This window comes from Mitsuaria sp. MSU3D, assembly GCF_056867975.1.
Genome location: NZ_CP200314.1, coordinates 6,508,022 through 6,530,347 on the forward strand (window position 1 = coordinate 6,508,022; position 22,326 = coordinate 6,530,347).

Below are 22,326 nucleotides of genomic sequence, written 5' to 3' on the forward strand. Positions count from 1 at the left end.
TGCCTTACAGCAGCGGCAGGTTGAGGCCGAGGAACTTCTGGAAGGCGAAGGCGATGGCCAGCAGGCCGATCGAGATCACCACGTTGCGCTTCCAGGAGTAGCTGCTGCCGGCGGCCGTGGCGATGAAGACCATCACGACGATGCCGGCGGACATGTTGAGGAAGCGTGAGGTCAGCGAGAACGCGCACAGCGCGGCCAGGATCAGGCCGATGTTCTTGACCTTGAACTCGAGGCCGGGGCCGCCGGCGACGATGCCGCGCACGATGGTGGACAGCGCCACCAGGCCCAGCAGGACGCTGATCATCAGCGGGAACATGCCGGGACCGGCATGGTCCATGCGGCCGATGGGATAACGCAGGGCGCCCAGTCCGAAGAACAGGGCCACCGCGGCGAGGAACAGGCCTCGTGCAAGCGAACGGTTGAGGGTCATGGCACACCGGGGAGGTATCGAGATGTGCCCATGGTTCCGGCGCGGCCCCCGCGTGTCGTACGCATTTCTGCGCAGCGACGACTCATTGCAGGGGCTTGGACAGCTTGCTGACAGCTTCAAGTCAAGCAGGCGTTATGCATGCGTTTGACGTACGTTGTGATGACGTCGCCGCGTCGTTGATTCGCTACGCCTTGCCGAGGTCGAAGGCGCCGACGACACGCGTCAGCTGGCTGGCATGCTCGTCGAGCGTCGTGGCCGCCGAGGCGGACTCGACGACCAGCGCCGCGTTGCGCTGGGTCATCTCGTCGAGCTGCGCGACGGCCGCGTCGATGCGTCCGAAATCGCGGCGCTGCTCGCTGGCGGCGTCGGCGATGTCGTTGATCAGCGCGGCCACGCGCTGGACCGCGCCGACGATGTCGACCATCGTGCGACCGGCGTCCTGCACCAGCGTCGCGCCGGCGCCGACCTGCTCGGTCGAGGCACCGATCAGCGTCTTGATCTCCCTGGCCGCCTGCGCCGAGCGTTGCGCCAGCGTGCGGACCTCCGCCGCCACGACGGCGAAGCCGCGGCCCTGCTCGCCGGCGCGCGCCGCCTCGACGGCCGCGTTGAGCGCCAGGATGTTGGTCTGGAAGGCCAGGCCGTCGATGACGCCGATGATGTCGGCGATGCGGCCCGAGGCGCGATGGATCTCCTCCATCGTCGAGACGACGCGCGTCACGGCGCCACCGCCGGCATCGGCCACGCGCATGGCCTGATCCGCCAGCTCGCGGGCCTGCTGCGCCGCGTCGGCGGTCTGGCGCACGGTGGCGGCCAGCTGCTGCACGGAGGCGGCCGTCTCCTGCAGGCTGGCGGCCGCCTGTTCGGTGCGGCCTGACAGGTCGGTGTTGCCGGCGGCGATCTGTGTCGATGCGCTGCCGATGTGCAGCGAGGCCTCCCGCACGCGGGCCATCGCCGCGTTGAGCCGTTGCAGCGATTCCTTGATGCGGACGCCCGCCGGCGTGCTGGCCTTCACGTGGCCGACGTCCAGCGCGAGGCGGTCGTCGCGGCTGCCGAGCGCGCGCACGAGGTCGTGCAGCTCCAGGCCTTCCTTGGTGTTGCGGCGCATGTGGGCGGCCATCACCAGCTCGATGCCGGTCTGCGCGACGACGTAGACGGCGTGCAGCACGATGCGTCCGAAATCCGGCTCGCTCAGGCAATAGGTGCCGAAGCCCGCGGCCAGCAGCCGGTCGAAGAGCAGGTGATGCACCGCGAAGAGCGCCGCGCCGAGCACGAGAACGCGCCAGTCGCGATACATCAGCAGGTAGGCCAGCGTCACGAAGACGCCGAAGTGCAGCTCCACCATCCCGCCGCCGAGGTGGATGTGCAGCATCACCATCAGCGCCTGCGCGGTGGTCAATGCCATCCGGGTGAGGATGGCGCCGGGCGCGGCGGCGTAGATCAGCGCGGCGCCCGCCAGGAGGGTCGTGCCCAGGCCCGCGGCGAGGCCGATCTGCGCGTAGCGCCAGCCCAATCCCAGCGCCAGCAGCCAGCTGACCGCCAGGATCAGCAGCATGGCGCGGTCGCAGCCCGCATAGATCTTTCGGAATCCGGTCGGTCCGGTGACGTGTTCCATCCTGGTTCTCCCTTGGGCGCGGCGGCGGTCCTCGTGGCGGGACCGCTCACACCTCGCGGGGCGGATGTTCGTATCAGGATGTGAGCGAGCCCTTGGGGCAAACGCCAGGACGTGCCCACCGCGGTGCGACGGATTTCACGACTCGGCGCCGCCGGTGTCAGGTTTTGCGCGAGAGGCGGCCACGCCGTGGACCTGATCGCGCAGCCATCGCTGGGCGGCATGGCCCTGGTTGCGCTCGTGCCAGACCATGGCGATGTCGAAGCCGTCGATCGGCAGCGGCGGTGGGAGCACCAGCAGGCCGGCCGCGCGGCCCTTGACCAGACGCTCGGGCACCAGGGCCACGAGGTCGGAGCGGCTGACGATGTCCGGCACGAAGAGGAAGGAGGCCGCGGAGAGCACGACCTGACGCTTCAGGCCGAGTCCGGCCAGGGCCTGGTCGACCGGCGTGGAGAACGCGCCACCGGCCGGCGAGACGATGACCTGCTCGAGTTTGGCGAAGGCCTTGGCGCTCAGCTTGCCGCCCTGTTTTCCGCCGACCTTTCCGTCCAGGGCCGGGTGGCCCCGGCGCGCGATCAGCACGTAGCGCTCGTGGAACAGCGCGCGCATGCGCAGGCTCGGCGCGGCCTCGATGGGCTGCATCAGGCCGAGGTCGATATCGCCGCGCGCCATCTGCGCGGCGTGCTGGCTCGGATCCATGTGCCGGACGGCGATGCGCACGTTGGGCGCCTCGCGGCGCAGGCGCAGCACCAGCGGCTGCAGGACGCTCGCCTGCAGGTAGTCGGAGGCGGCGATCGTGACCGTGAGGTCGGCGGTGGCCGGGTCGAAGTTCAGATGCGAAGTCGCCACGCCGCGCACCTGATCCAGCGCCTGGCGCAGCGGCTCCAGCAGCGACAGCGCCTTCGCTGTCGGCGTCATGCCGCGCTGCGCGGGGAGCAGCAGCGGATCCTCGAAGACGTCGCGCAGCCGCGCGAGCTGCGCGCTCACCGCCGGCTGGCTCAGGCTGAGGCGCGCGGCGGCGCGGGTCACGTTGCGCTCGGTCAGCAGCGCTTCGAGCGTCACGAGCAGGTTCAGGTCGAGGCGGCTGGTATCCATGCCATCGATGGTAGGACAGAGAAGACGTGATTTCACGGATGGCTCGGGGATTGTCAGACTGACGTTCATTCCCGATCCACTTCGATTTCCGGAGCCCGACATGACCCGTTCCCCTGACACCGACTTCCCCGATCGCAAGACCGTGCTGATCGTCCATGCACAACCCGAGCCGACCTCGCTGACGCGCACGCTGGTCGACGTCGCCGGGCAGACGCTGCGCGCCGCGGGCCACGAGGTGCTGCAGTCCGACCTCTATGCGATGGGCTGGAAGGCCGTCTACGACGAGCAGGACTTTCCCGTCCGCGCCGACACCGGACGCCTGGACTTCGTGCGCGAGTCCGGCCACGCCTTCGAGCAGGGGCACCAGCCGGCCGACGTCGTCGACGAGCAGCGCAAGCTGCTCGCTGCGGATCTGGTGATCCTGCAGTTCCCGCTGTGGTGGTTCGGCATGCCGGCGATCATGAAGGGCTGGATCGATCGCGTCTGGGCGCGCGGCCTGGCCTACGGCCGCAACGGCCAGGGCAACCGGCTGCGTTACGGCGAAGGTGGCTTCGAAGGCCGGCGCGCGATGGTGTCGGTGACGACCGGAGGACCGGCCGCGGACTACGCGCCGCGCGGGATCAACGGGCCGATCGATCAGCTGCTGTTCCCGATCACGCATGGCACCTTGTTCTATCCCGGCATGTCGGTGCTGAAGACGCATGCGGTGCATGGCGCGGGACGGATGACGCCGGAAGCGGTCGAAGCGGCCGCCGCCGCGTGGCGCGCACGTCTGGTCCATGTCTTCGATGAAGCGCCCGTGGCGTTCCGCGCGCAGAACGGCGGGGACTATCCCGACGGGCACGAACTCGCCGACGAGGTCGCACCGGGCCTCACCGGCTTCGCGGCGCACATCGCCGCCTGATCGGCGAAGCGCCCGTCGGAGCGTCGCGCGTCAGTCTCGCAGTGACGCCGAGGCGGCGATCGTCTGCAGCACGCGCTGCAGATGCGCAGGGACTGTCGGATCGCCGAAGCTCAGCGAAGTGCCCGATGCGAGCAGATGGAAGCCCAGGTTCTCCAGCGCGATGATCCCGGCGGGCTCGCGTCGATCGCTGGCGCGGGCGGCGTCGATGACCGTCGCCGCGCCGCTGCCGACGACGCGCAGGCTCACATCGGGGCGGATGAGCAGGGCGGTGTCCTCGTCGATGCCGACGCCGAGCCGGCGCGGATCGAGCGACACGAGGTGCAGCAGCCGCGCATGGCGCTTGCGCTGCGCAAAGTGCTGATCGATGACGAGCGCCGGCATCAGCCCCAGGGCGCGATGCAAGGCCCGCGGCGGACCGGCGAACTGTTCGTCGAGATCGCCGACGGGCATGTGCGCGCCGAGCGCGGAGGCCCCGGCGCTGGTGCCGGCGATGGCGAGCTCGCCGGCGCGGTGGCGCTCGCGGACGAGGGCGTGCAGCGGCGTGTCGATGATCACGTCGACGAGCCGTTCCTGGTCGCCGCCGGTCATGAAGAGCAGATCGGCCGCTCGCACGGCATCGAGCGTTTCCGCGGCGCCGGCCGCGTCGCGATCGCGCGGATCGAGCCACTGCGGCGTCGCGCCGAGCGCACGGAAGGCCGGTTCGTACTGGGACCAGAGCAGGTCCGGTTCGCCGCTGGCGGTGCTGAGGACGACGACCTGGAGCGGCGTCCGCACGGCGTGCGTTTCATGACAGGCCGCGATCAGTTCGCGCAGCACGGCACCCGGCGTCAGCCGGTCCTCGTTGCCGCCGATGAGGGCGAGCAGGGCAGGGGCGTCGTGAATTGAATCAATCGACATGACGTTCAATGGGGCTCCGTTGGATACAGAGAGTGCTCGCGATCCCACCAGACGAAGTGAAAGTGCGTTTCCACGATGTAACCCCAGGCGCGACGTTTCTGTCCCCCGAGGCGGAAGCGGAAGACAGAGTCGTATTGATATAGGTCAAGACTGACCCAGCGTTGCTGGGCTTCCTCAATCAGATCGCCGACCTCATGCAGGTGATGCATCTTGTGGCCGGTGCGAGCTGAGCCGGTCGATCTCGCCCCATGTCAGTTCGGCGAGGTCGCGCATCGGAGGATGGATCGTGTTGCTCCATTCCTCCTTCGTCCACGCGCGGGGTTCTCCCCAAGACCAGTGATCGTCGATGTCTGCGCGCGTGGTGCACCACGTCATTCGAGCACCGAAGCGGCTGCCATCCTCCCGCGCCTTCGGCACGCGCGCGGCAGCCGTGGCAGCTCGAGCGAGATGAGGCGCCAAGCGGGGGGCGTCATTGGCCGCCGGGGCCATGGCATGGCGCGGGGCGCCCGGCATCGGAACTCGGGCGAGCACCGCTGGCTTGCCGGCCTCGAACCTGGCCTGAGCGTCGGCCTTCCTGCGGGCGCGTTCCTCGCTTTTCTTGCCCATCGAGCCGTCAACCCATCAAAGGGACGAGTAGTACTCGTGCATCGCGCCCTGGCTGATCACCGCGGTCGAGGCGTCGCCCGCCGGCGTGTCGCCGCGAGCGTCCTTCCACGGATCTTCCTGATGCGTCAGGTTGCTGAGCCACTGCGCGGTCTTGTCACCGTAGAAGGCGAGGACGCGGTCGATGTTGCCGCGTTCTTCCGACGACAGGCGCGCGCTGTCGGCCGTCGGGAACAGGGTCGCGTCGACCTTGAACATGCCGCGGTGCTTCTGATAAAGACTCGGAAGCACGGGGCCGTTAGCCCAGGCCTGGAAATCCTCGTCGAGCAGCGGCGCTTCTTCCCAGACCAGGTTCCATGCCTGTGCGTAGAACATCAGCTTCTGCAGCTTCATGGCCGACACCTCGCCCGTGCGCTCGGTGATGTACTTGGCAACGTCGAATGTGGAGGCCATCGATGAGCTCCTCAACTGCAGGCTGGAAGGCGGGACGCGGTCAGAATGGGGTGGCGGAAGCGGTGAGATTCGAACTCACGGACGGTTGCCCGTCGCTGGTTTTCAAGACCAGTGCCTTAAACCACTCGGCCACGCTTCCTTCAGTGCGGCCGACGACAGATCGAGCCACGTCTCCTCTCACAGGAGAAGCTGACATTCTAAGCGCGCTCCGAGTGGTCCTTCATCGAGCGCGGCTCAGTCGGCTCCCGGCTTCTTCGCCTGCACGCAGTCCACCTGGATGATTTCCAGCGCCTGGCCGTCGGCCACGCGCGCGGCCGTCAGCGCGCCGCCCCAGACACAGCCCGTGTCCAGCGCCAGCAGGTCCGGCCGCTGCACCAGCCCCAGCGTCGACCAGTGCCCGAACGCGATCGGATGCCCCGCCGTGCGGCGCTCCGGCACCTCGAACCAGGGCATGAAGCCTTCGGGCGCCGTGCCCAGGCCTTCCTTCGTCTTGAAGTCCAGCCGGCCCTTCGCGTTGCAGAAGCGGATCCGCGTCAGCACGTTGATGATGAAACGCAGCCGCGGCGCGCCCGTCAGATCGTCCTTCCACCGGTCCGGCTCGTTGCCGTACATCTGCGGCAGGAACTCCGCCAGCGCCGGACCGCGCAGCAGCGCGTGCACCTCGTCGGCCAGCGCCAGCGTCTGGTCCGCGTCCCATTGCGGCACCACGCCGGCGTGCACCATCAGCCAGCCCTGCGCGCGCATCGCCAGCCGCTGCCGGCGCATCCACTCCAGCAGCGCCTCGCGGTCGGGCGCCTGCAGGATCGCGTCCAGTGTGTCCCCTTTGTGCGGGGCCCGCACCCCCGCCGCCGTCGCGAGCAGGTGCAGGTCGTGGTTGCCGAGCAGGCATTGCGCCGCATCGCCCAGCGACTGCAGGCGACGCAGCGTCGTCAGGGAATCGGGGCCGCGATTGACGAGGTCCCCCAGGAGGTAGAGCCGGTCGCGGGACGGGGAGAAATCGATCTTTTCCAGGAGACGCGCCAGCGCGTCGCAACAGCCTTGGAGATCGCCGATGAGGTAATGCATAGCGGGATTTTGCGGTGCCGATGTCACACAGGCTCTGCTAACCTTGCCGACCTTGTGTTTTGGGCGCGACTCGGGGTTAGTACCCGGTCCGCGCTGTCAATGGATACCGCCCTAGTTCTCTTCCTGATCCTGCTCAACGGTTTGTTCGCCATGTCGGAGATGGCCCTCACGGCTTCCCGCAAGGCACGCTTGCAAGTGATGGTGGAAAGCGGGGAAGCGGGCGCGCAGGCCGCGATGGACCTGCACGAGAACCCCACCAAGTTCCTGTCCACGGTGCAGATCGGCATCACCTCGATCGGCGTGCTCAACGGCATCGTCGGCGAGGCCGCCTTCTCCGGCCCGCTGGCCGACGTGCTGCGCGCCAGCACCCCGCTGAGCTCCCGCGCCGCCGACATCACCGCCACCGGCCTGGTCGTGCTGGTGCTGACCTTCGTGACCATCATCTTCGGCGAGCTCGTGCCCAAGCGCCTGGGCCAGATGTACCCGGAGAACGTCGCGCGCCTGGTCGCGCCGCCGATGGAGATCATGTCGCTGGTGACGCGGCCCTTCGTCAAGCTGCTGAGCTTCTGCACCGAGTTCACGCTGAAGCTGCTGGGCATGGGCGGCCGCGCCAACCGCGCGGTGACGGAAGAGGAGATCGCCGCCAGCCTCGAGGAAGGCCTGGACGCCGGCGTCATCGAGGAACACGAGCACCAGATGGTGCGCAACGTGTTCCGCCTGGACGAGCGCCAGATCGGCTCGATGATGATCCCGCGCGCCGAGATCGCGTGGCTGGACATCAGCGACCGCCCCGACCAGATGCTGCAGATCCTGCGCGCGCACGGCTACAGCCGCTATCCGGTCTGCCGGGGCGGGCTGCACGACGTGGTCGGCACGGTCAGCGCGCAGAATCTGCTGGCGCGCTCGCTGGCCGGGGAATCGATGGACCTGTCGACCGGCCTGGAGCCGCCGGTCTTCGTGCCCGAGACGCTGTCCGGCATGGAACTGCTCGCGCACATGCGCGGCGCGGAAACCCCGCTCGTGTTCGTCGTCGACGAATACGGCGAAGTGCAGGGCGTCGTCGCGATGCGCGACGTCCTGGAAGCCATCGCGGGCGAGTTCAACTCGTCCGATGGCGAGGACGCCTGGGCGGTCCAGCGCGAGGACGGCAGCTGGCTGATGGACGGCCTGATCCCCGTCACCGAGCTGAAGGACCGCCTGGATCTGAAGGAACTGCCCGAGGAGGACCGTGGGCGCTACAACACCCTGGCCGGCATGGTGATGCTGCTGTTGGGGCGCTTGCCGCGCACGGCCGATGTGGCGGAGTGGGACGCGTGGAGATTCGAGGTGGTCGACCTCGACGGCAAGCGTGTGGACAAGGTGCTGGTCTCGCGACTGGCGGACGATGGAGTGAATCAATGAGCAACCCCCCGATGTATGAAAACCTGGTCCCCGTGGACCGGGTGCAGCACAAGAACACGCGCATGAAGATCGGCGCCCCGGTCCTGGACCGCGTGACGCAGCTGAACTCGCTGTTCGTCGCCGTGGCCGAGTTCGCCGACGCCAGCCTCGAATACCCGGTGGTGTTCGTGCGCGTCGGGCAGGCGGCCGACGGCCAGCGTCCGGCGGTCGCCCCGCTGGCCGTGTTCGGCCTGAGGCAAGGCAGCAACCTGTTCATCAAGGACGGCCAGTGGACCGGCCGCTACGTGCCCGCCTACATCCGCCGCTGGCCCTTCGCCATGGCGCGCATCGAGGAAAGCACCTCCGACATGGCGCTGTGCCTGGACCTGGGTTCGGGCGCCTTCTCCGAGGCCGGTGACGATGGCGAGCCGCTGTTCAAGGCGGACGGCGAACCCACCGAGCTGCTGCTCAACGCCAAGCAGTTCTGCGAGGACTTCGAGCGCGAGGCCGAGCGCACCCGCCAGGCCTGCGAGCTGCTGCAGGACCTGGACCTGCTGCAGGACATGCGCTTCGAGGCGCAGCTGCCCAGCGGCGAGAAGCTCGACGTGGACGGCTTCCTGACCATCAATGAGAAGGCCCTGGCCGAGCTGCCCGACGCGAAGGTCGTCGAGCTGCACCGCAACGGCCTGCTGGAGGTCATCACGATGCATCGCCTGTCGCTGCGTCTGATGAGCCGTCTGGCCCAGATGTACGTGCCGGCGAACTGAGCCCGATTCGGCGGGCGATCACCGGCTGAGACAAACCCCAAGCGGGTTTGCTTGAGTACGGCGTACGCGGGAGCCTCGATAGCATCGGAAGTCCTTAAAGGACGTTGGATGCTGTTCGAGGCTTTTTTGTCGTCCACCGCGATGGAATCGGTGTTCTCGCCGACCGCGGTGGTCCAGTCGATGATGGATGTGGAGGCCGCGCTGGCCCGTTCCGCGGCGCGCGTGGGCTTGATTCCCGCGCCGGCGGCGCAGGCCATCGCCAGCCTGTGCCGGGCCGAGCTCTACGACGTGCCGGCCCTGATCGCCGCCGCGCCGCACAGCGGCAACCTGGCGCTGCCGGTCGTGCAGCGCCTGCGCGAGACGGTGGCGCTGTTCGACCCCGCCGCCGCGGTCTACGTGCATCGCGGCGCGTCCGCGCAGGACCTCGTCGACACCGCGATGGTGCTGCGCACCCGCGAGGCGCTGCGCCTCGTCGACGACGACCTGCAGCAGCTCTGCGGCCGATTGCTGGATCTGGCGGAACGCCACGCCGCCGTGCCGATGCTGGGCCGCACGATGATGCAGCCGGCGCAGGTGATCAGCCTGCGCTTCAAGCTCATGAACTGGTTGATGCCGCTGCTGCGCAGCGCCGAGCGGCTGCGTGAGCAGGGCTGTGCCTCGCTGCTGCTGCAGCTGGGCGGTGCCGTCGGCACGCTGGACGCGATGGGCGACCGCGCCGACGACATGCTGGCCGCCGTCGCCGCCGAGCTCTCGCTGCCGCGGCCCGACATGTGCTGGCACACGCAGCGCGACCGCTGGCTTCGACTCGGCCTGGAGGTGGGCCTGCTCTGCGGCAACCTCGGCAAGCTGGCGCAGGACTTCGCGCTGATGGCGCAGGCCGAGGTCGACGAACTCCACGAACCGCCGGGCGAGGGCTACGGCGCCTGCCTGTCGATGCCGCACAAGAAGAACCCGGTCGCGGCGCTGCAGGCGATGGCGGCGGTGCAGCGGGCGCCGCAGCGGGTCGCCGGGCTGATGAGCTGCATGACGCCGGAGCACGAACGCGGGCTGGGCCAGCATCAGGCCGAGCTGGCCGAGTGGAGCGGGCTGATGGGCGGCGCGCATGCGGCGGTGCAGGCGCTCAACCGCGCGCTGGCCGAACCGGTCATCCGCGTCGACCGGATGCGCGCGCATGTCCTGGAACGCCAGGGGCTGGTGGCCAGCGAGCGCCTCGAGCATCTGCTGATGCCGCGTCTGGGGCGTCAGCGCACGGGCGCGATGATCCGCGACCTGATCCACCGCGTGCGCCAGGGCGAGGGGTCGCTGGAGCAGCTGCTGCGCACGGCCATCGACGTCGGCGATCTGCCGGCGATGGCAATTTCGCCCATCGAACTGGCCGCCATGTTCGACCTGGATGCCATCGCGGCGCAGGCCGATGGTCGCGTCGAGGCCTTGATGGCGCAGGCGCGTCAACGTCTGGATGCGCTGGCTGCGCAACCGTGCACCTGACCGGTTCGTGACTGGTCTCACGACCGGCAGCAAGACGCAACGCGATACGAACTTTGTGATCGCTCAGCGGTCAAATCGCGCCTGAAGCGACAAATATCCCCAGATGCCGTATGGATTTCCGCAAAAAAGTGGGGGTGGGCTGTCCCATGAATTCGGCATTTGAACGAAAAGCATCCAGTTACACATGCAACAAATGGGGCGCCGGGAGGCGCCTCGCCACGGGGCTTGGGATTCGATGAATACACACGCTGGCGAGGCCCGGCGCTGTATTCCCCGTAGGTGCCCGCTATGTAACGGAATTCCCTCAAATGCGGGGTTTCGTCCTGGCAAGGGATTGACCCGCGCCCGAACCCGGGACAGACCCGTAAGACGAGGGTCGCATTTGTTAACTATCGTAGCGACCTGCAGTAATTACTTTGAGTGGGCCATAGACTCGCCTTTGATAACCAAGCAGTCTGGAGTTGGGAATGAGCGACGAATCTCGCATGTCGAACATTGAAATGGAAGCGCCCGCAAGCCCTTTGCAGGCGCTGCAGTCCATTGGTTCGGAGATGTCGTTTGTCCGCTCCGATTCCGTGGAGCTCGTTTCCCGCGATACCGAGTTCGGACGTATCGAGATCCGTGCGCTGATGGAAGGCACCGGCCACGCGCTGCTGGAGCGCCGGTACGCGTCACGGGGTTACAGGCTCAGCCGTTCCGCGGACGTGACGCTGGGTGCGTATTGGGAAGGCCGGCTGGTGTCCACGCTGGGGTTGCGGCGTGACAGCGGCAACCTGGCCGCGGACCAGAGTTTCCCGGCCGAGATGGCCGGCATGCGCCAGCAAGGCTGGCAGCTGTGCGAATTCACGCGGCTGGCCGCCGATCCGGATGGTCCGTCCAAGCTGGTGCTGGCCAGCCTGTTCCACCTGGCCTACCTGCATGCGGCCCACCACTGGGGCGCCGAGTTCCTGGTGATCGAGGTCAATCCCCGCCACAAGGCCTTCTACCGCCGCATGCTGGACTTCCAGCCGCACGGTGAAGAGCGGCTGCACCGCAGCGTCGGCGCGCCGGCGGTGCTGATGAGCCTGTCGCTGGCCTACGGCCGCAAGAAGGTGGAGAAGTTCGGCGGATCGCTGAACGAGGACGAGGACAGCCGCTCCCGCACGCTGTTCCCGTACTTCTTCTCGCCGAAGGACGAGCCCGCGCTGCTGAGCAAGCTCGCGGACGTGTACGGCTACGACGCCTGACGGCCCGTCGCGTCTGAACGAAGACGCCCTCCGATCCCCCAGGGGATCGAACCGATTCCGCCTTCTGCCTTCAAGCCTCCAGCCAATGCAGGCTGAACCAGCGCTGATCGTCCGTCCAATGCGCTGACGGCTTGAACCCGGCTTCCCGCGCCAGCGCCTGGAAGGTCTCCACGCTGTACTTGTAGGAATTCTCGGTGTGCAGGCTCTCGCCCGGCACCAGCGTGTAGCGGCGCCCTTGCAGCTGCAGGTGCTGCTCGCCGCGGGGCATCAGGTGCATCTCGATGCGGTGCTTGCGCGGGTCGTAGAACGCGTAGTGGTCGAAGCCGCTCGGATCGCATTCCAGCTTCAGTTCGCGCTGGGCGTGGCGCAGCAGGTTCAGGTTGAAGCGCGCCGTCACGCCTTGCGCGTCGTTGTAGGCCGCATGCAGCCGGGCCGGATCCTTGATCAGGTCCACGCCGATCAGCAGCGCCCCGCCGTCGAGTTCCTCGCGCAGCAGGCGCAGGAATTCCAGCGCCTCGTCCGGGTTGAAGTTGCCGATGCTGGATCCCGGGAAGAAGCCGACGCGTCGCCCGTCCGCCGGCGCATCGGGCAGCACATGCATGCGGGTGAAGTCCGCCACCACCGGCAGGATGCGCAGCGCCGGCTGTTCGCGCTGCAGCGACTCGCAGGCCGCCAGCAGATGAGGACCGGAGATGTCCACCGGGACGAAGCTGTGCAGCTGCTCCGCGCGTTCCAGCAGCAGACGCACCTTCACGAGCGCGCCGGCGCCGTACTCGATCAGCTGCGCGCCCGGGCCCATGCGTGCGGCGAATTCATCGGCATGCCGTTTCAGCAGCGCAAGCTCGGTGCGCGTCGGGTAGTACTCGGGCAGTTCGCAGATCTGCTCGAAGAGGGCGGAGCCCTGCGCGTCGTAGAAGTACTTGGGGGAGATCGCGTGCTCGGGGCCGGCGAGCGCCGCGTGAAGGTCCTCGGCGAAACTGCTCATGCGGGGGTCTCCGTGCGCGGGCGCGCATCGCGGGCCAGTCTCAGCCCGGTGAACTGCCAGCGCGCCGCCGGCGGAAAGAAGTTGCGGTAGGTCCGGCGCGTGTGGCCGGGCGGCGTCGCGAGGCTGCCGCCGCGCAGCACCAGCTGGCCGACCATGAACTTGCCGTTGTATTCGGACGCGGCCCCGTCCAATGGCCGGAAGCCGGGATAGGGGTGATAGGCCGAACGCGTCCACTGCCAGGCCTGGTCGTCGAGCTGCGCCATGCCGGGCAGCGTCGAGGCGGCTTCCCATTCCGGCTCGCTCGGCAGACGTGCGCCGGCCCATTCCGCATACGCGGCGGCTTCGTAGAAGCTGAGCTGCATCACCGGCGCGGCGGGATCCATCGGACGCAGGCCGTGCAGGCCGAAGACCGACCAGCGCGATCCGGCGCCGTCGTTGTCGCTGTCGTTGTCGTTGTCGTTGTCGTTGTCGTCCACCCAGTACAGCGGGGCTCGCCAGCCGTGCTGCTGGACCGTGGCCCAGCCGTCGGACAACCACCAGCGCGGCTCGCGGTAGCCGCCGTCGTCGATGAAGCGCTGGAAGTCGCCGCAGGTCACGAGGCGGCTCGCGATCTCGAAGGGCTCGAGCCAGACGCGATGTCGCGGTCCTTCGTTGTCGAAGGCGAAGCCCGTCGACGCTGTGCCGGCGGCGCGCGTGTCGTGGCCGATGTCGACGAGGCCGCCGTCATGGCGCAGCCATTCGCTGGTGCCGCCCACGATCGGCGCGGGGGTGGCGTCGATCAGCGCCGGCCGCCACGGATGGCAGGACAGCAGGTGCAGCGCATCGGTCAACAGCAGTTCCTGGTGCTGCTGCTCGTGATGCAGGCCCAGTTCCAGCGTCGGCGCGATCTCTTGCCACTGGGCATCGCTGCAGCGCGCGATCAGCTGCTGGATGTGCGTGTCTACATGGCGGCGGTAGGCGCGCACCTCGTCCAGCGACGGACGCGTCAGCAGGCCGCGCTGCGGGCGCGGGTGACGCGGCCCGAGGCCTTCGTAATACGAGTTGAAAAGGAAGTGGAAGGACTCGTCCAGTGGCCGGTAGTCCGGCAGATGCGGGCGCAGCAGCAGCGCCTCGAAGAACCAGCTCGTGTGGGCCTGGTGCCATTTGGCCGGACTCGCGTCCGGCATCGACTGCGCGGCCTGGTCCTCGGCGGACAGCGGCTCGGCCAGCGTCAAGGTGTGGCGCCGGACCGCTTCGAAACGGCGCGCGAGATCGCGCCGCACCAGCGGCAGATCGTGATCCGACATGCAAGCAACTCCTGCAGGCCCCAGGGGGAGGAAGGCCCGAACGACAACGGTAGCCGATTTGCCGTGTCCGCGTCCGGCGTGGGCCGCTTGCCAGACCACGGCGGGACGGCTCAACTGCCACCCGATGTCAGGTAGGGCAAATCGGGTACCCGCGCAGGTCGCTCCCGCGATTCATGCGATTCATCGGCGCGTCATGCCGCGCGGGCAGGCTGACGGCGACCCGGCTCACGCCTTTGCCCATGCCCATGATGCCGCCCTCGATCTCCTCGTCGCTGCCGCCGCTGCTGCCCTCGACCGCTTCGCCTGCCGTGGCGCCGCCGGCATCATCGTCGGCGCTGCCGGCGATGGGCCTGCCGTTCCATGGCGGGGTCGACGGGGACGGCCTGCCCTTGTCCTGGCTGCAGGACCACGTGCTCGCCGAGCGCCTGCTGGAGGCGCTGTGGAGCGCGCGACAGCCGGCGACCCCGGCGCAGTTCTTCGTCTGGAGCCAGAGCCGCCTGCAGCCGCTGCTGCCGCACCGGCTGATGGTCTGCGTCGGCGACCAGCCGCCGTCGCCGCGCCTGACGGCGCAGCTTTTCCACCTGAAGCCCATCGGCGACGGGCTGCACACGCAGCTCGAATCGGCCGATCACGGTCTGTGGCTGCACCTGGTCCGACGCTGGGGCGATGGTCGGCGGCCGCTGCACATCGACCTCGCGCGTGAATCGGACCTGGCCCTGTTCCAGCCGCTGCTGGAAGCCGGCTTGCGGGAACTGGCCCTGCACGGCGTGGCCGCCGATGGCGAGCGGCCGCAGAGCCTGTTCCTGTTCGCGGGCGAGGGCTGGCAGGACGACCACCTGCGCCGCCTGGAGCTGCTGACGCCGGCGCTGCACGCGGCCTGGCGGCGCGCGCGGCTGCAGGCGCGGGGTCAGGCCTTGCCGCGTCGCGCCGGGTCGCTGGTGACGCCGCGCGAGCAGCAGATCGTCGAGGGGCTGCGCGCGGGTCTGAGCAATGAAGGGATCGCGATCCAGCTCGGCATCAGCATGTTCACGGTCAAGAACCACGTGCGCAAGATCCTGCGCAAGCTGGGCGCGAACAACCGCGCGCAGGCGGTCGCGATCGCGATGTCGCGCCGGGAGTTCAGCGAGCCGGAGTCGCCCGGGGCGTGAGCAGGCGCAGGATCAGCGCGTGCACGGCGACGCCGATGACGGCGCCGATCATGTCGGCCAGCACGTCCTGCGCGTCGGCGTCGCGGCCGGGGATCTGCGACTGGACGAGTTCGATCAGGACGCCGTAGGCGAGCAGCATCGCCAGCACGATCCAACGGCGGCGCGGGCCGGCGGCGAAGCACTGCATGCCGATGACGGCGAGCGTGCCGAAGGCGGTGAAGTGGTTCGCCTTGTCCCAGCCCAGGTCGGCCGAGGGCGGCGGATGCGGTGAGAACGCGAGCCAGCTCGCGCCGACCACCACCGCCAGGAAGAGGAGGCGCCAGGCGTTGCGCCAGCGCGGGTCGTGCAGGACTTCAGACATGCGGGGCAGTGTGCCACGCACGTGTGAAGCGAAAGTGAGGCGGCGCGCCGTCCGCCTCATCGTCCGCCTCATCGTCCGCCTCGCCGTTCCACCCGCGTCGCGGCCCCCTGCCGTTCACTCCAGATGCTCGTGATGATGGCTGGCGCCGCGCTTCCAGTAGGCGGAGGCCCGGATCGCATGGCGATCGTGACCCTTCTCGTCGACGAGGATGCGGCGCACCGCGGCCATCGCCGCGGCTTCGCCGGCGCACCAGGCGTAGCCCTCGCCGGACGGCAGCGTCAGTGCGCGGGCGGCGGCCAGCAGTGCGTCGTCCCCGTCGACCCAGCGCAGGTCGAGATCGGCGCGGGTGTCGAAGCGGCGGCGATCGCTTTCCGGCACGTTCAGCAGCGCGACGACGCGCGCGCCGGACGGCAGTTCCTCGAGGCGGCGCGCGACGGCGGGGATGGCGGTCTCGTCGCCGACCAGCAGATGCCAGGCGAAGTCCGTCGGAATGATGAAGGAGCCGCGCGGACCGCCGACGGTCAGCGTGTGGCCCGGCTGCGCCTGCGCGGCCCAGGCCGCGGCGGGGCCGTCGCCGTGCTGGGCGAACTCGATGACCAGCTCGCGTGCCGCGTTGTCGAAGCGGCGCGGCGTGTAGTCGCGCATGACCGGAGTGCCGTCGACGTCGGGCGCGAAGATCAGCTTCACATGGTCGTCAAAAGAGGCGCTGACGAAGTCGGCCAGCGAGTCGCCGGTCAGCGTCACGCGGCGGAAGTTCGGCGTCACGTCGTCGACGCCGGTCACGGTCAGCTCGCGGCGCTTGAGTTCGTGACGCACGCGCTGGACGCGGCTCGCGGCGGGCTCGGCGGCCGGCGCCGCAGCGGTGGAGAGGGTGGAGGAAGCGGTGGGGGTGTTCAGCGGATCGGGCTTCATTGCCGGTGGTCTCTGTTTCGTTGACAATGTCATCCATCTTGCGACGGAACGATTGACAATGTCAACTAACACCACTGGCCGGAGGGGCAAGGACGACGACGTGCTGGAGCTGGTGCATTCGGTGATGCACCGCTACCGCGCGTTGCAGTACCGCTTCCTGCGCGACGGGCCGCAGGACATCACGCACATGGAAGGCAAGGTGCTGTTCTTCTTCGAGCGGCACCCGGATGCGACGCAGAGCGACCTGGCGGCGCACAGCGGGCGGGACAAGGCGCAACTGGCGCGGCTGATCAAGACCTTGCGCGACAAGGGACTGCTCGAAGCGCAGACCGACGAGGTCGACCGCCGCCAGGTGCGGCTGCGGGTCAGCGACGCGGGCCTGACGGTGCAGCGCGAACTGAAGCGGCAGGCGCGGCAGGTGTCGGTGCAGGCACTGGCCGGTCTGAGCGCCGACGAGCAGACGCAGCTCGCCGCGTTGCTGAAGCGCGTGCAGGTGAATCTGGGCGAGGAATGAATCGGCGGCTGGCGTTGCCTGCGTGCGACGTGGGTGCGGAAGTTGTCGACGTCGAAAATCTCGGCTATAGTCTCAGACTCTGTTGTTCGCGACAGCGCCGATGTAGCTCAGTTGGTAGAGCAGCGCATTCGTAATGCGAAGGTCGGGAGTTCGACTCTCTTCATCGGCACCAATCTGGAAAAGCCGCTTGGGTTCCCAAGCGGCTTTTTCTTTTGCGGCGCACATGCGGCGGGGCTTCAGTCCCAAGGCACTCCCACCTTTGGTGTCCCGGGCATCGGGTCGACACCTTCGATGGGGGACAGGTCTCATCACCCTTGAGGATGTCCGCCGTCGGAGCGGCTTTCTAGCATCCCGCCGTCGCGCATGTCGCGCGTCGCGATCAAGGGAGAGTGACATGAAACGAGCATTGAGCGTCGCGCTGCTGAGCGCGGCTGCGGCCCTGTCGGCGCATGGCGCCGCCGTGGTGAACGGCGACTTCGAGGGCGGCAGCCTGAGCGGGTGGTACGCCACCGGGGCCAACGTCAACGGATCCTCGACCGCCATCGTCAACGCCGGCAATGGCTATCCGGCGCTGGCCGGCAACAACTCGGCGCTGATCGTGGCGATCTCGACGTGGCCGCTGAACCAGAACGTGACCTGCGCGTCCGACATCTGGAACGTCGCCTGTCCGCTGCCGGTGCAGTTCAGCCCGTCGGGCGCGGGTGCGCCGACCTTCTTCTCGCAGAACGTGGCGGGTCGCTACATGCGTGGCGGCTTCATTGCGCAGGATGTCAACGTCGAGGCCGGCGACACGCTGGACTGGGTCTCGCAACGGCTGGGTGAAGTTGCCTCGGGCAACGTGGGCTCTCCCGGGAATGTCGACAACGCCTTTTTCGTCGCCTTCAACGGGAGCACGGAAGCGGTGGTCGACCTGCGCGGCAATGTCTCGTCCTACACCTTCGCGCAGGGCGGGCTGTGGTCGATCTTCTTCGGCGTGCAGCAGACCGAGGATCCGTATGTCTGGAGCGCGCTGAAGGTCGACTCGATCGCGTTCCGCGCGGCGGAGGTGCCGGAGCCGGACTCGCTCGCGCTGGCGTTCGCCGCGGGCGGCGTGCTGTTCTGGCAGCGTCGCCGGCAGCGTTTGGCGAACTGAGCGGCGGCCCACGCGCGACCGCTCGCGATCCCCGGCGTCAGCCGCCGGGAGGGCCAGACGCGCCGCATCCGGCGGGCGCGTCGCGCCACCGGCGCCCGCCGACGGTGGCAACATGGCGCGCCATGAGCCCACACGACCACGACGATCAGCCCGGCCACGCGCCGGTGACGCTCACCCTCTCGGCCCTCGAGGCCGAGCCGCTGCCCGGCACGCTCAAGGGCCTGCCCGCGGTCGCTGAGGGCGTGCCGCTGGGCGGGCTCGGCGCGCTGGGGCTTTCGCTGCTGGACGGCGACCTGCCGCTGCCGGCGGCAATCCTGAAGGACTCCGCGCTGACGCACAACGCGCGCTGGATGCGCGAGTTCACCGCGCGCGCCGGCGTCAGCCTCGCGCCGCACGGCAAGACGACGATGGCGCCGCAGCTGTTCCAACGCCAGTTCGACGAAGGTGCCTGGGGCATGACGGCCGCTACGGCAGCGCATGTGCGCACCTACCGGCGCTTCGGCGTGCCGCGCGTGCTGCTCGCGAATCAGCTGATCGGCAAGGCGGATCTGGACCTCGTGTTCCGCGAGCTGGAAGCCGCCCCTGATGTCGATTTCTATCTGCTGGTCGATTCGGCCGCGGGCCTGGACCTGTTGCGCCGCGCCGCGGTCGAACGTGGCTTGAAGCGACCGCTGCAGGTATTGCTGGAAGTCGGCACGCCGGGCGGACGCACGGGCGTCCGCACGATGGAGGAGGGCGCCACGCTGGGCCGCCTCATCCGCGATGCCGCGCCGACGATCACGCTGCGCGGCGTCGAGGCGTTCGAAGGCGTCTACAGCGGCGCGGACACGGCGCGCGTGGAGCTCGGCGCGCTGACGATGATCGAGACGGTCGCGGAATTGACGCGACTGGGCTGCGCCGAAGGCTGGTTCGCCGCGGACGAGGTGCTGCTGACCGCGGGCGGCTCGGCGTTCTTCGACATGGCGGCGAAGACGCTGGCCTCGGTGGAGGCCGCGGGCACCGGCCACGCCTTGCGCGTGGTGCTGCGCAGCGGTTGTTACCTCAGCCACGACAGCCTGCAGTACGAGCGCATGCAGGACCGCATGCGCCAGCGCGCCGGCCCGCTGTGGGGCGAAGGCCCCGGCCTGCGCAACGCGATCGAGGTCTGGGCCTACGTGCAGTCGGTGCCCGAGCCGGGCCGCGCGATCTGCACCGCCGGCCGCCGCGACTTGAGCTACGACGCCTGCCTGCCGCAACCGCTGTGGTGGTACCGCCGCGGCCTGCATGACGCGCCGCGGGCGACACCCGCCGACTGGGCGGTCACGAAGCTGAACGATCAGCACGCGTACGTCGATGCCGGCGGGGAGGGCGGCACGCTGATGCTGCAGGTCGGCGACATGATCGCGTTCGGCGTCGGCCATCCATGCACGACCTTCGACAAATGGCCATTGCTCTACACGGTCGACGACAGCTACCGCGTCATCGGCGGCGTGCGGACATTCTTCTGAATCGACGGCGAAAATCCCGCCATGCATGAAATCATCTGCCCGCACTGCAACAAGGCCTTCAAGATCGACGAGGCTGGCTACGCCGACATCCTCAAGCAGGTGCGCGACACCGACTTCGAGAAGCAGCTGCACGAACGGCTCGCGTTGGCCGAGCAGGACAAGCGCAATGCCGTGGAGCTGGCGCAGGCCAGGACCGCCGGCGAGCTGCAGAAGGCCGCCGCGCTCAAGGACGGCGAGATCCAGGAACTGAAGGCCCGGCTCGATGCGGGCGAGGTCCAGCGCAAGCTCGCGGTGACGGAGGCGCTCACCGTGCTGGAGAAGCAGGCGCAGCAGGCCGCCGCGACGAAGGACGCCGAGATCCAGGCGCTGAAGGCGAAGCTCGATGCGATCGGGCTGACGCAGCAGCTGGCGATGACGCAGGCCGTCGGCGCGGTGGAGAAGGAACGCGACCAGCTCCGCAGCGGGCTTGAGCGCGCCGAGCTGGAGAAACAGCTCGCCGAGAAGGCGCTCAAGGACAAGTACGAGACGCAGATCAAGGACCGCGACGACGCCATCGAGCGCCTGCGCGACATGAAGGCGCGACTGTCGACCAAGATGGTCGGCGAGACGCTTGAGCTGCATTGCGAGACCGAGTTCAACCGCATCCGCGCGACCGCGTTCCCGCGCGCCTACTTCGAGAAGGACAACGACGCGCGTTCGGGCAGCAAGGGCGACTACATCTTCCGCGATGCCGATGAGTCCGGCACGGAAATCGTCTCGATCATGTTCGAGATGAAGAACGAGAACGACCGCACCGCCACGAAGAACCGCAACGAGGATTTCCTGAAGGAGCTCGACAAGGACCGCGTCGAGAAGGGCTGCGAGTACGCGGTGCTGGTGTCCCTGCTCGAACCGGAGAGCGAGCTCTACAACACCGGCATCGTCGACGTGTTCCATCGTTATCCGAAGATGTACGTCGTGCGGCCGCAGTTCTTCCTGCCCATCATCACGCTGCTGCGCAACGCGGCGATGAACTCGCTCAAGTACAAGACCGAGCTCGCGCTGGTCAAGGCGCAGAACATCGACATCACCCACTTCGAGACGCAGCTCGAGAGCTTCAAGTCGGCGTTCGGGAAGAACTACGAACTCGCGTCGCGGCGCTTCCAGACCGCGATCGACGAGATCGACAAGTCCATCGACCATCTCCAGAAGACCAAAGAGGCCCTGCTCGGCACCGATCGCAACCTGCGCCTGGCCAACGACAAGGCGCAGGACGTGACGATCAAGAAGCTGACCAAGGGCAACCCGACGATGGCCGGGAAGTTCGCCGAGCTCAAGAACGATGACAAGCCTGCCGCCGCCGATCGCGGCAACGACGACAGCGACGGCAAGCGCGATGAAGGCAGCCTGTTCTGAGGGCTGAGCCCCGAGGGCGTCCAGAAGCACGAAGGCCGCTCATCGAGCGGCCTTCTGCGTTCTGCGTTCCGCGTGATGGACGTGAGGTGTCCGGGGTGAGTCGGACGGGGCCTCACATCCGTCAGCTCACTTGGCCTTGTCGGCCTCCAGGTGGTACTGCGTCACCCGCTCAACCTCGTTCTTCGAGCCGAGCACGACCGAGACGCGCTCGTGCAGCTTGCCCGGCTGCAGGTCCATGATGCGCTGGCGGCCGTTGGTCGCCGCGCCGCCCGCCTGCTCGACGAGGAAGGCCATCGGGTTGGCCTCGTACATCAGGCGCAGCTTGCCGGCCTTGTTGGGCTCGCGCTTGTCCCATGGGTACAGGAAGACACCGCCGCGCGTCAGGATGCGGTGCACGTCCGCCACCATCGACGCGATCCAGCGCATGTTGAAGTCCTTGCCGCGCGGACCCGTCGTGCCGGCCAGGCACTCGTCGATGTAGCGCTTCACCGGCTCGTCCCAGTGCCGCATGTTGGACATGTTGATCGCGAACTCCTTGGTGTCCGCGGGGATCTTCACGTCGTCGGCGGTCAGCACCCACGAGCCCTGCTCGCGGTCCAGCGTGAACATCGCCACGCCGTCGCCCACCGTCAGCACCAGCGTCGTCTGCGGTCCGTAGACGCAGTACCCCGCCGCCGCCTGCGCGGTGCCGGGCTGGTGGAAGTCTTCCTCGCTGATGCCCTTGGCCCCCTCGGGCTTCTTCAGCACCGAGAAGATGGTCCCGATCGACACGTTCACGTCGATGTTGCTGGAGCCGTCCAGCGGGTCGAACATCAGCAGGTACTCGCCCTGCGGGAAACGGTTGGGCACCAGGTGGATGCTCTCCATCTCCTCCGAGGCCATCGCGGCCAGGTGGCCGCCCCACTCGTTGGCTTCGATCAGCACCTCGTTGGCGATGATGTCCAGCTTCTTCTGGACCTCGCCCTGCACGTTCTCGGACCCGGCCGTGCCCAGCACGTCACCCAGCGCGCCCTTGTTGACGCTGATGGCGATGCGCTTGCAGGCCCGCGCGACCACCTCGATCAGCAGCCGCAGCTGCTGGGGGATGTGGCCGTGCAGCCGCTGCTGCTCGACGAGGTATTGGGTCAGGCTGACGCGTTGACTCATGAAACGACTCCGATGGTTGCAAATCTAGTGCGCCGCGCGTGGC

At 68.3% G+C, this 22,326-nt stretch carries 22 protein-coding genes and 2 tRNA genes; 11 read left to right on the top strand and 13 right to left on the bottom strand.

Features of this window, described 5'->3' with window-relative positions; all coding sequences use genetic code 11:
• Positions 1–4: 4 nt before the first annotated feature.
• The 3 genes from AC1VNM_RS28625 to AC1VNM_RS28635 form a co-directional block, all read right to left on the bottom strand.
• On the bottom strand, positions 5–430 hold the full coding sequence (locus AC1VNM_RS28625) for a tripartite tricarboxylate transporter TctB family protein (protein ID WP_377156939.1): 426 nt from the start codon (positions 428–430) through the stop codon (positions 5–7).
• Positions 431–614: 184 nt separating this feature from the next.
• Positions 615–2,042, bottom strand: coding sequence for a methyl-accepting chemotaxis protein (locus tag AC1VNM_RS28630; RefSeq protein ID WP_483109159.1), 1,428 nt, complete (start codon positions 2,040–2,042; stop codon positions 615–617).
• Between the two features lie 135 nt (positions 2,043–2,177).
• Complete coding sequence (locus AC1VNM_RS28635; RefSeq protein WP_483109160.1) at positions 2,178–3,134, bottom strand: LysR family transcriptional regulator; 957 nt, start codon at positions 3,132–3,134, stop codon at positions 2,178–2,180.
• Positions 3,135–3,234: 100 nt separating this feature from the next.
• Between AC1VNM_RS28635 and AC1VNM_RS28640 the strand changes: the two genes are divergently transcribed.
• The gene (locus tag AC1VNM_RS28640) at positions 3,235–4,038 is read left to right on the top strand and encodes an NAD(P)H-dependent oxidoreductase (RefSeq protein WP_483109161.1); all 804 of its coding nucleotides are present in this window, start codon (positions 3,235–3,237) and stop codon (positions 4,036–4,038) included.
• Positions 4,039–4,068: 30 nt separating this feature from the next.
• Here the strand turns inward: AC1VNM_RS28640 and AC1VNM_RS28645 are convergent, their stop codons facing one another.
• From AC1VNM_RS28645 to AC1VNM_RS28665, 5 genes are all read right to left on the bottom strand, one after another.
• Positions 4,069–4,935, bottom strand: coding sequence for a cyanophycinase (locus tag AC1VNM_RS28645; RefSeq protein WP_483109162.1), 867 nt, complete (start codon positions 4,933–4,935; stop codon positions 4,069–4,071).
• Positions 4,936–5,127: 192 nt separating this feature from the next.
• Positions 5,128–5,541: a hypothetical protein gene (locus AC1VNM_RS28650; RefSeq protein WP_483109163.1), complete on the bottom strand. Its 414-nt coding sequence runs from the start codon at positions 5,539–5,541 to the stop codon at positions 5,128–5,130.
• A 15-nt stretch (positions 5,542–5,556) separates the two neighbouring features.
• The gene (locus AC1VNM_RS28655) at positions 5,557–5,991 is read right to left on the bottom strand and encodes a Panacea domain-containing protein (RefSeq protein WP_483109164.1); all 435 of its coding nucleotides are present in this window, start codon (positions 5,989–5,991) and stop codon (positions 5,557–5,559) included.
• Positions 5,992–6,042: 51 nt separating this feature from the next.
• Positions 6,043–6,130 (bottom strand) — tRNA-Ser (locus AC1VNM_RS28660).
• A gap of 95 nt (positions 6,131–6,225) precedes the next feature.
• Positions 6,226–7,056 carry a symmetrical bis(5'-nucleosyl)-tetraphosphatase gene (locus AC1VNM_RS28665; RefSeq protein ID WP_483109165.1) on the bottom strand — a complete coding sequence of 277 codons (831 nt, stop codon included), beginning with the start codon at positions 7,054–7,056 and terminating at the stop codon, positions 6,226–6,228.
• A gap of 99 nt (positions 7,057–7,155) precedes the next feature.
• Between AC1VNM_RS28665 and AC1VNM_RS28670 the strand changes: the two genes are divergently transcribed.
• The 4 genes from AC1VNM_RS28670 (at position 7,156) to AC1VNM_RS28685 (ending at position 11,917) form a co-directional block, all read left to right on the top strand.
• A complete protein-coding gene (locus AC1VNM_RS28670; protein ID WP_377156932.1) occupies positions 7,156–8,457 on the top strand; it encodes a hemolysin family protein in 1,302 nt (433 codons plus the stop codon).
• A complete protein-coding gene (locus tag AC1VNM_RS28675) occupies positions 8,454–9,203 on the top strand; it encodes a SapC family protein (protein WP_483109166.1) in 750 nt (249 codons plus the stop codon). The genes AC1VNM_RS28670 and AC1VNM_RS28675 overlap by 4 nt, the downstream gene beginning before the upstream one ends.
• 108 nt (positions 9,204–9,311) lie before the next feature.
• Positions 9,312–10,691, top strand: a complete 1,380-nt coding sequence (locus AC1VNM_RS28680; protein ID WP_483109167.1) for a lyase family protein — start codon at positions 9,312–9,314, stop codon at positions 10,689–10,691.
• A gap of 575 nt (positions 10,692–11,266) precedes the next feature.
• Positions 11,267–11,917, top strand: a complete 651-nt coding sequence (locus AC1VNM_RS28685; RefSeq protein WP_483109168.1) for an N-acyl amino acid synthase FeeM domain-containing protein — start codon at positions 11,267–11,269, stop codon at positions 11,915–11,917.
• Between the two features lie 70 nt (positions 11,918–11,987).
• On the opposite strand, the gene egtD is transcribed toward AC1VNM_RS28685, so the two are convergent.
• A complete protein-coding gene (gene egtD / locus AC1VNM_RS28690) occupies positions 11,988–12,902 on the bottom strand; it encodes an L-histidine N(alpha)-methyltransferase (protein ID WP_377156925.1) in 915 nt (304 codons plus the stop codon).
• Entirely contained in the window at positions 12,899–14,188 is a 1,290-nt protein-coding gene (gene egtB / locus AC1VNM_RS28695; RefSeq protein ID WP_483109169.1) for an ergothioneine biosynthesis protein EgtB, read from the bottom strand. Before egtB ends, egtD begins: the two co-directional genes overlap by 4 nt.
• Positions 14,189–14,427: 239 nt before the next feature.
• On the opposite strand from egtB, the gene AC1VNM_RS28700 reads away from it, so the two are divergent.
• Positions 14,428–15,336, top strand: a complete 909-nt coding sequence (locus tag AC1VNM_RS28700; protein ID WP_483109170.1) for a helix-turn-helix transcriptional regulator — start codon at positions 14,428–14,430, stop codon at positions 15,334–15,336.
• Here AC1VNM_RS28700 and AC1VNM_RS28705 read toward each other — a convergent pair.
• Together AC1VNM_RS28705 and AC1VNM_RS28710 are read right to left on the bottom strand one after the other, a co-directional pair.
• Positions 15,308–15,697 carry a VanZ family protein gene (locus AC1VNM_RS28705; protein WP_377156919.1) on the bottom strand — a complete coding sequence of 130 codons (390 nt, stop codon included), beginning with the start codon at positions 15,695–15,697 and terminating at the stop codon, positions 15,308–15,310. The genes AC1VNM_RS28700 and AC1VNM_RS28705 overlap by 29 nt on opposite strands.
• A 114-nt stretch (positions 15,698–15,811) precedes the next feature.
• A complete protein-coding gene (locus tag AC1VNM_RS28710) occupies positions 15,812–16,609 on the bottom strand; it encodes a siderophore-interacting protein (protein ID WP_483109171.1) in 798 nt (265 codons plus the stop codon).
• A 58-nt stretch (positions 16,610–16,667) separates the two neighbouring features.
• Between AC1VNM_RS28710 and AC1VNM_RS28715 the strand changes: the two genes are divergently transcribed.
• The 5 genes from AC1VNM_RS28715 to AC1VNM_RS28735 all read left to right on the top strand — a co-directional run bounded on the left by AC1VNM_RS28715 (position 16,668) and on the right by AC1VNM_RS28735 (position 21,137).
• Positions 16,668–17,123 carry a MarR family winged helix-turn-helix transcriptional regulator gene (locus tag AC1VNM_RS28715; protein WP_483109172.1) on the top strand — a complete coding sequence of 152 codons (456 nt, stop codon included), beginning with the start codon at positions 16,668–16,670 and terminating at the stop codon, positions 17,121–17,123.
• A gap of 96 nt (positions 17,124–17,219) precedes the next feature.
• Positions 17,220–17,295: transfer RNA gene (locus AC1VNM_RS28720), tRNA-Thr, on the top strand.
• Positions 17,296–17,517: 222 nt separating this feature from the next.
• Positions 17,518–18,255: a hypothetical protein gene (locus AC1VNM_RS28725; protein ID WP_483109173.1), complete on the top strand. Its 738-nt coding sequence runs from the start codon at positions 17,518–17,520 to the stop codon at positions 18,253–18,255.
• 122 nt (positions 18,256–18,377) lie between these two features.
• A complete protein-coding gene (locus AC1VNM_RS28730; RefSeq protein ID WP_483109174.1) occupies positions 18,378–19,742 on the top strand; it encodes an alanine racemase in 1,365 nt (454 codons plus the stop codon).
• A gap of 21 nt (positions 19,743–19,763) precedes the next feature.
• Positions 19,764–21,137, top strand: coding sequence for a DUF2130 domain-containing protein (locus tag AC1VNM_RS28735; RefSeq protein ID WP_483109175.1), 1,374 nt, complete (start codon positions 19,764–19,766; stop codon positions 21,135–21,137).
• 126 nt (positions 21,138–21,263) lie between these two features.
• On the opposite strand, the gene AC1VNM_RS28740 is transcribed toward AC1VNM_RS28735, so the two are convergent.
• Positions 21,264–22,283, bottom strand: coding sequence for a class 1 fructose-bisphosphatase (locus AC1VNM_RS28740; protein ID WP_088408768.1), 1,020 nt, complete (start codon positions 22,281–22,283; stop codon positions 21,264–21,266).
• Positions 22,284–22,326: the final 43 nt, after the last annotated feature.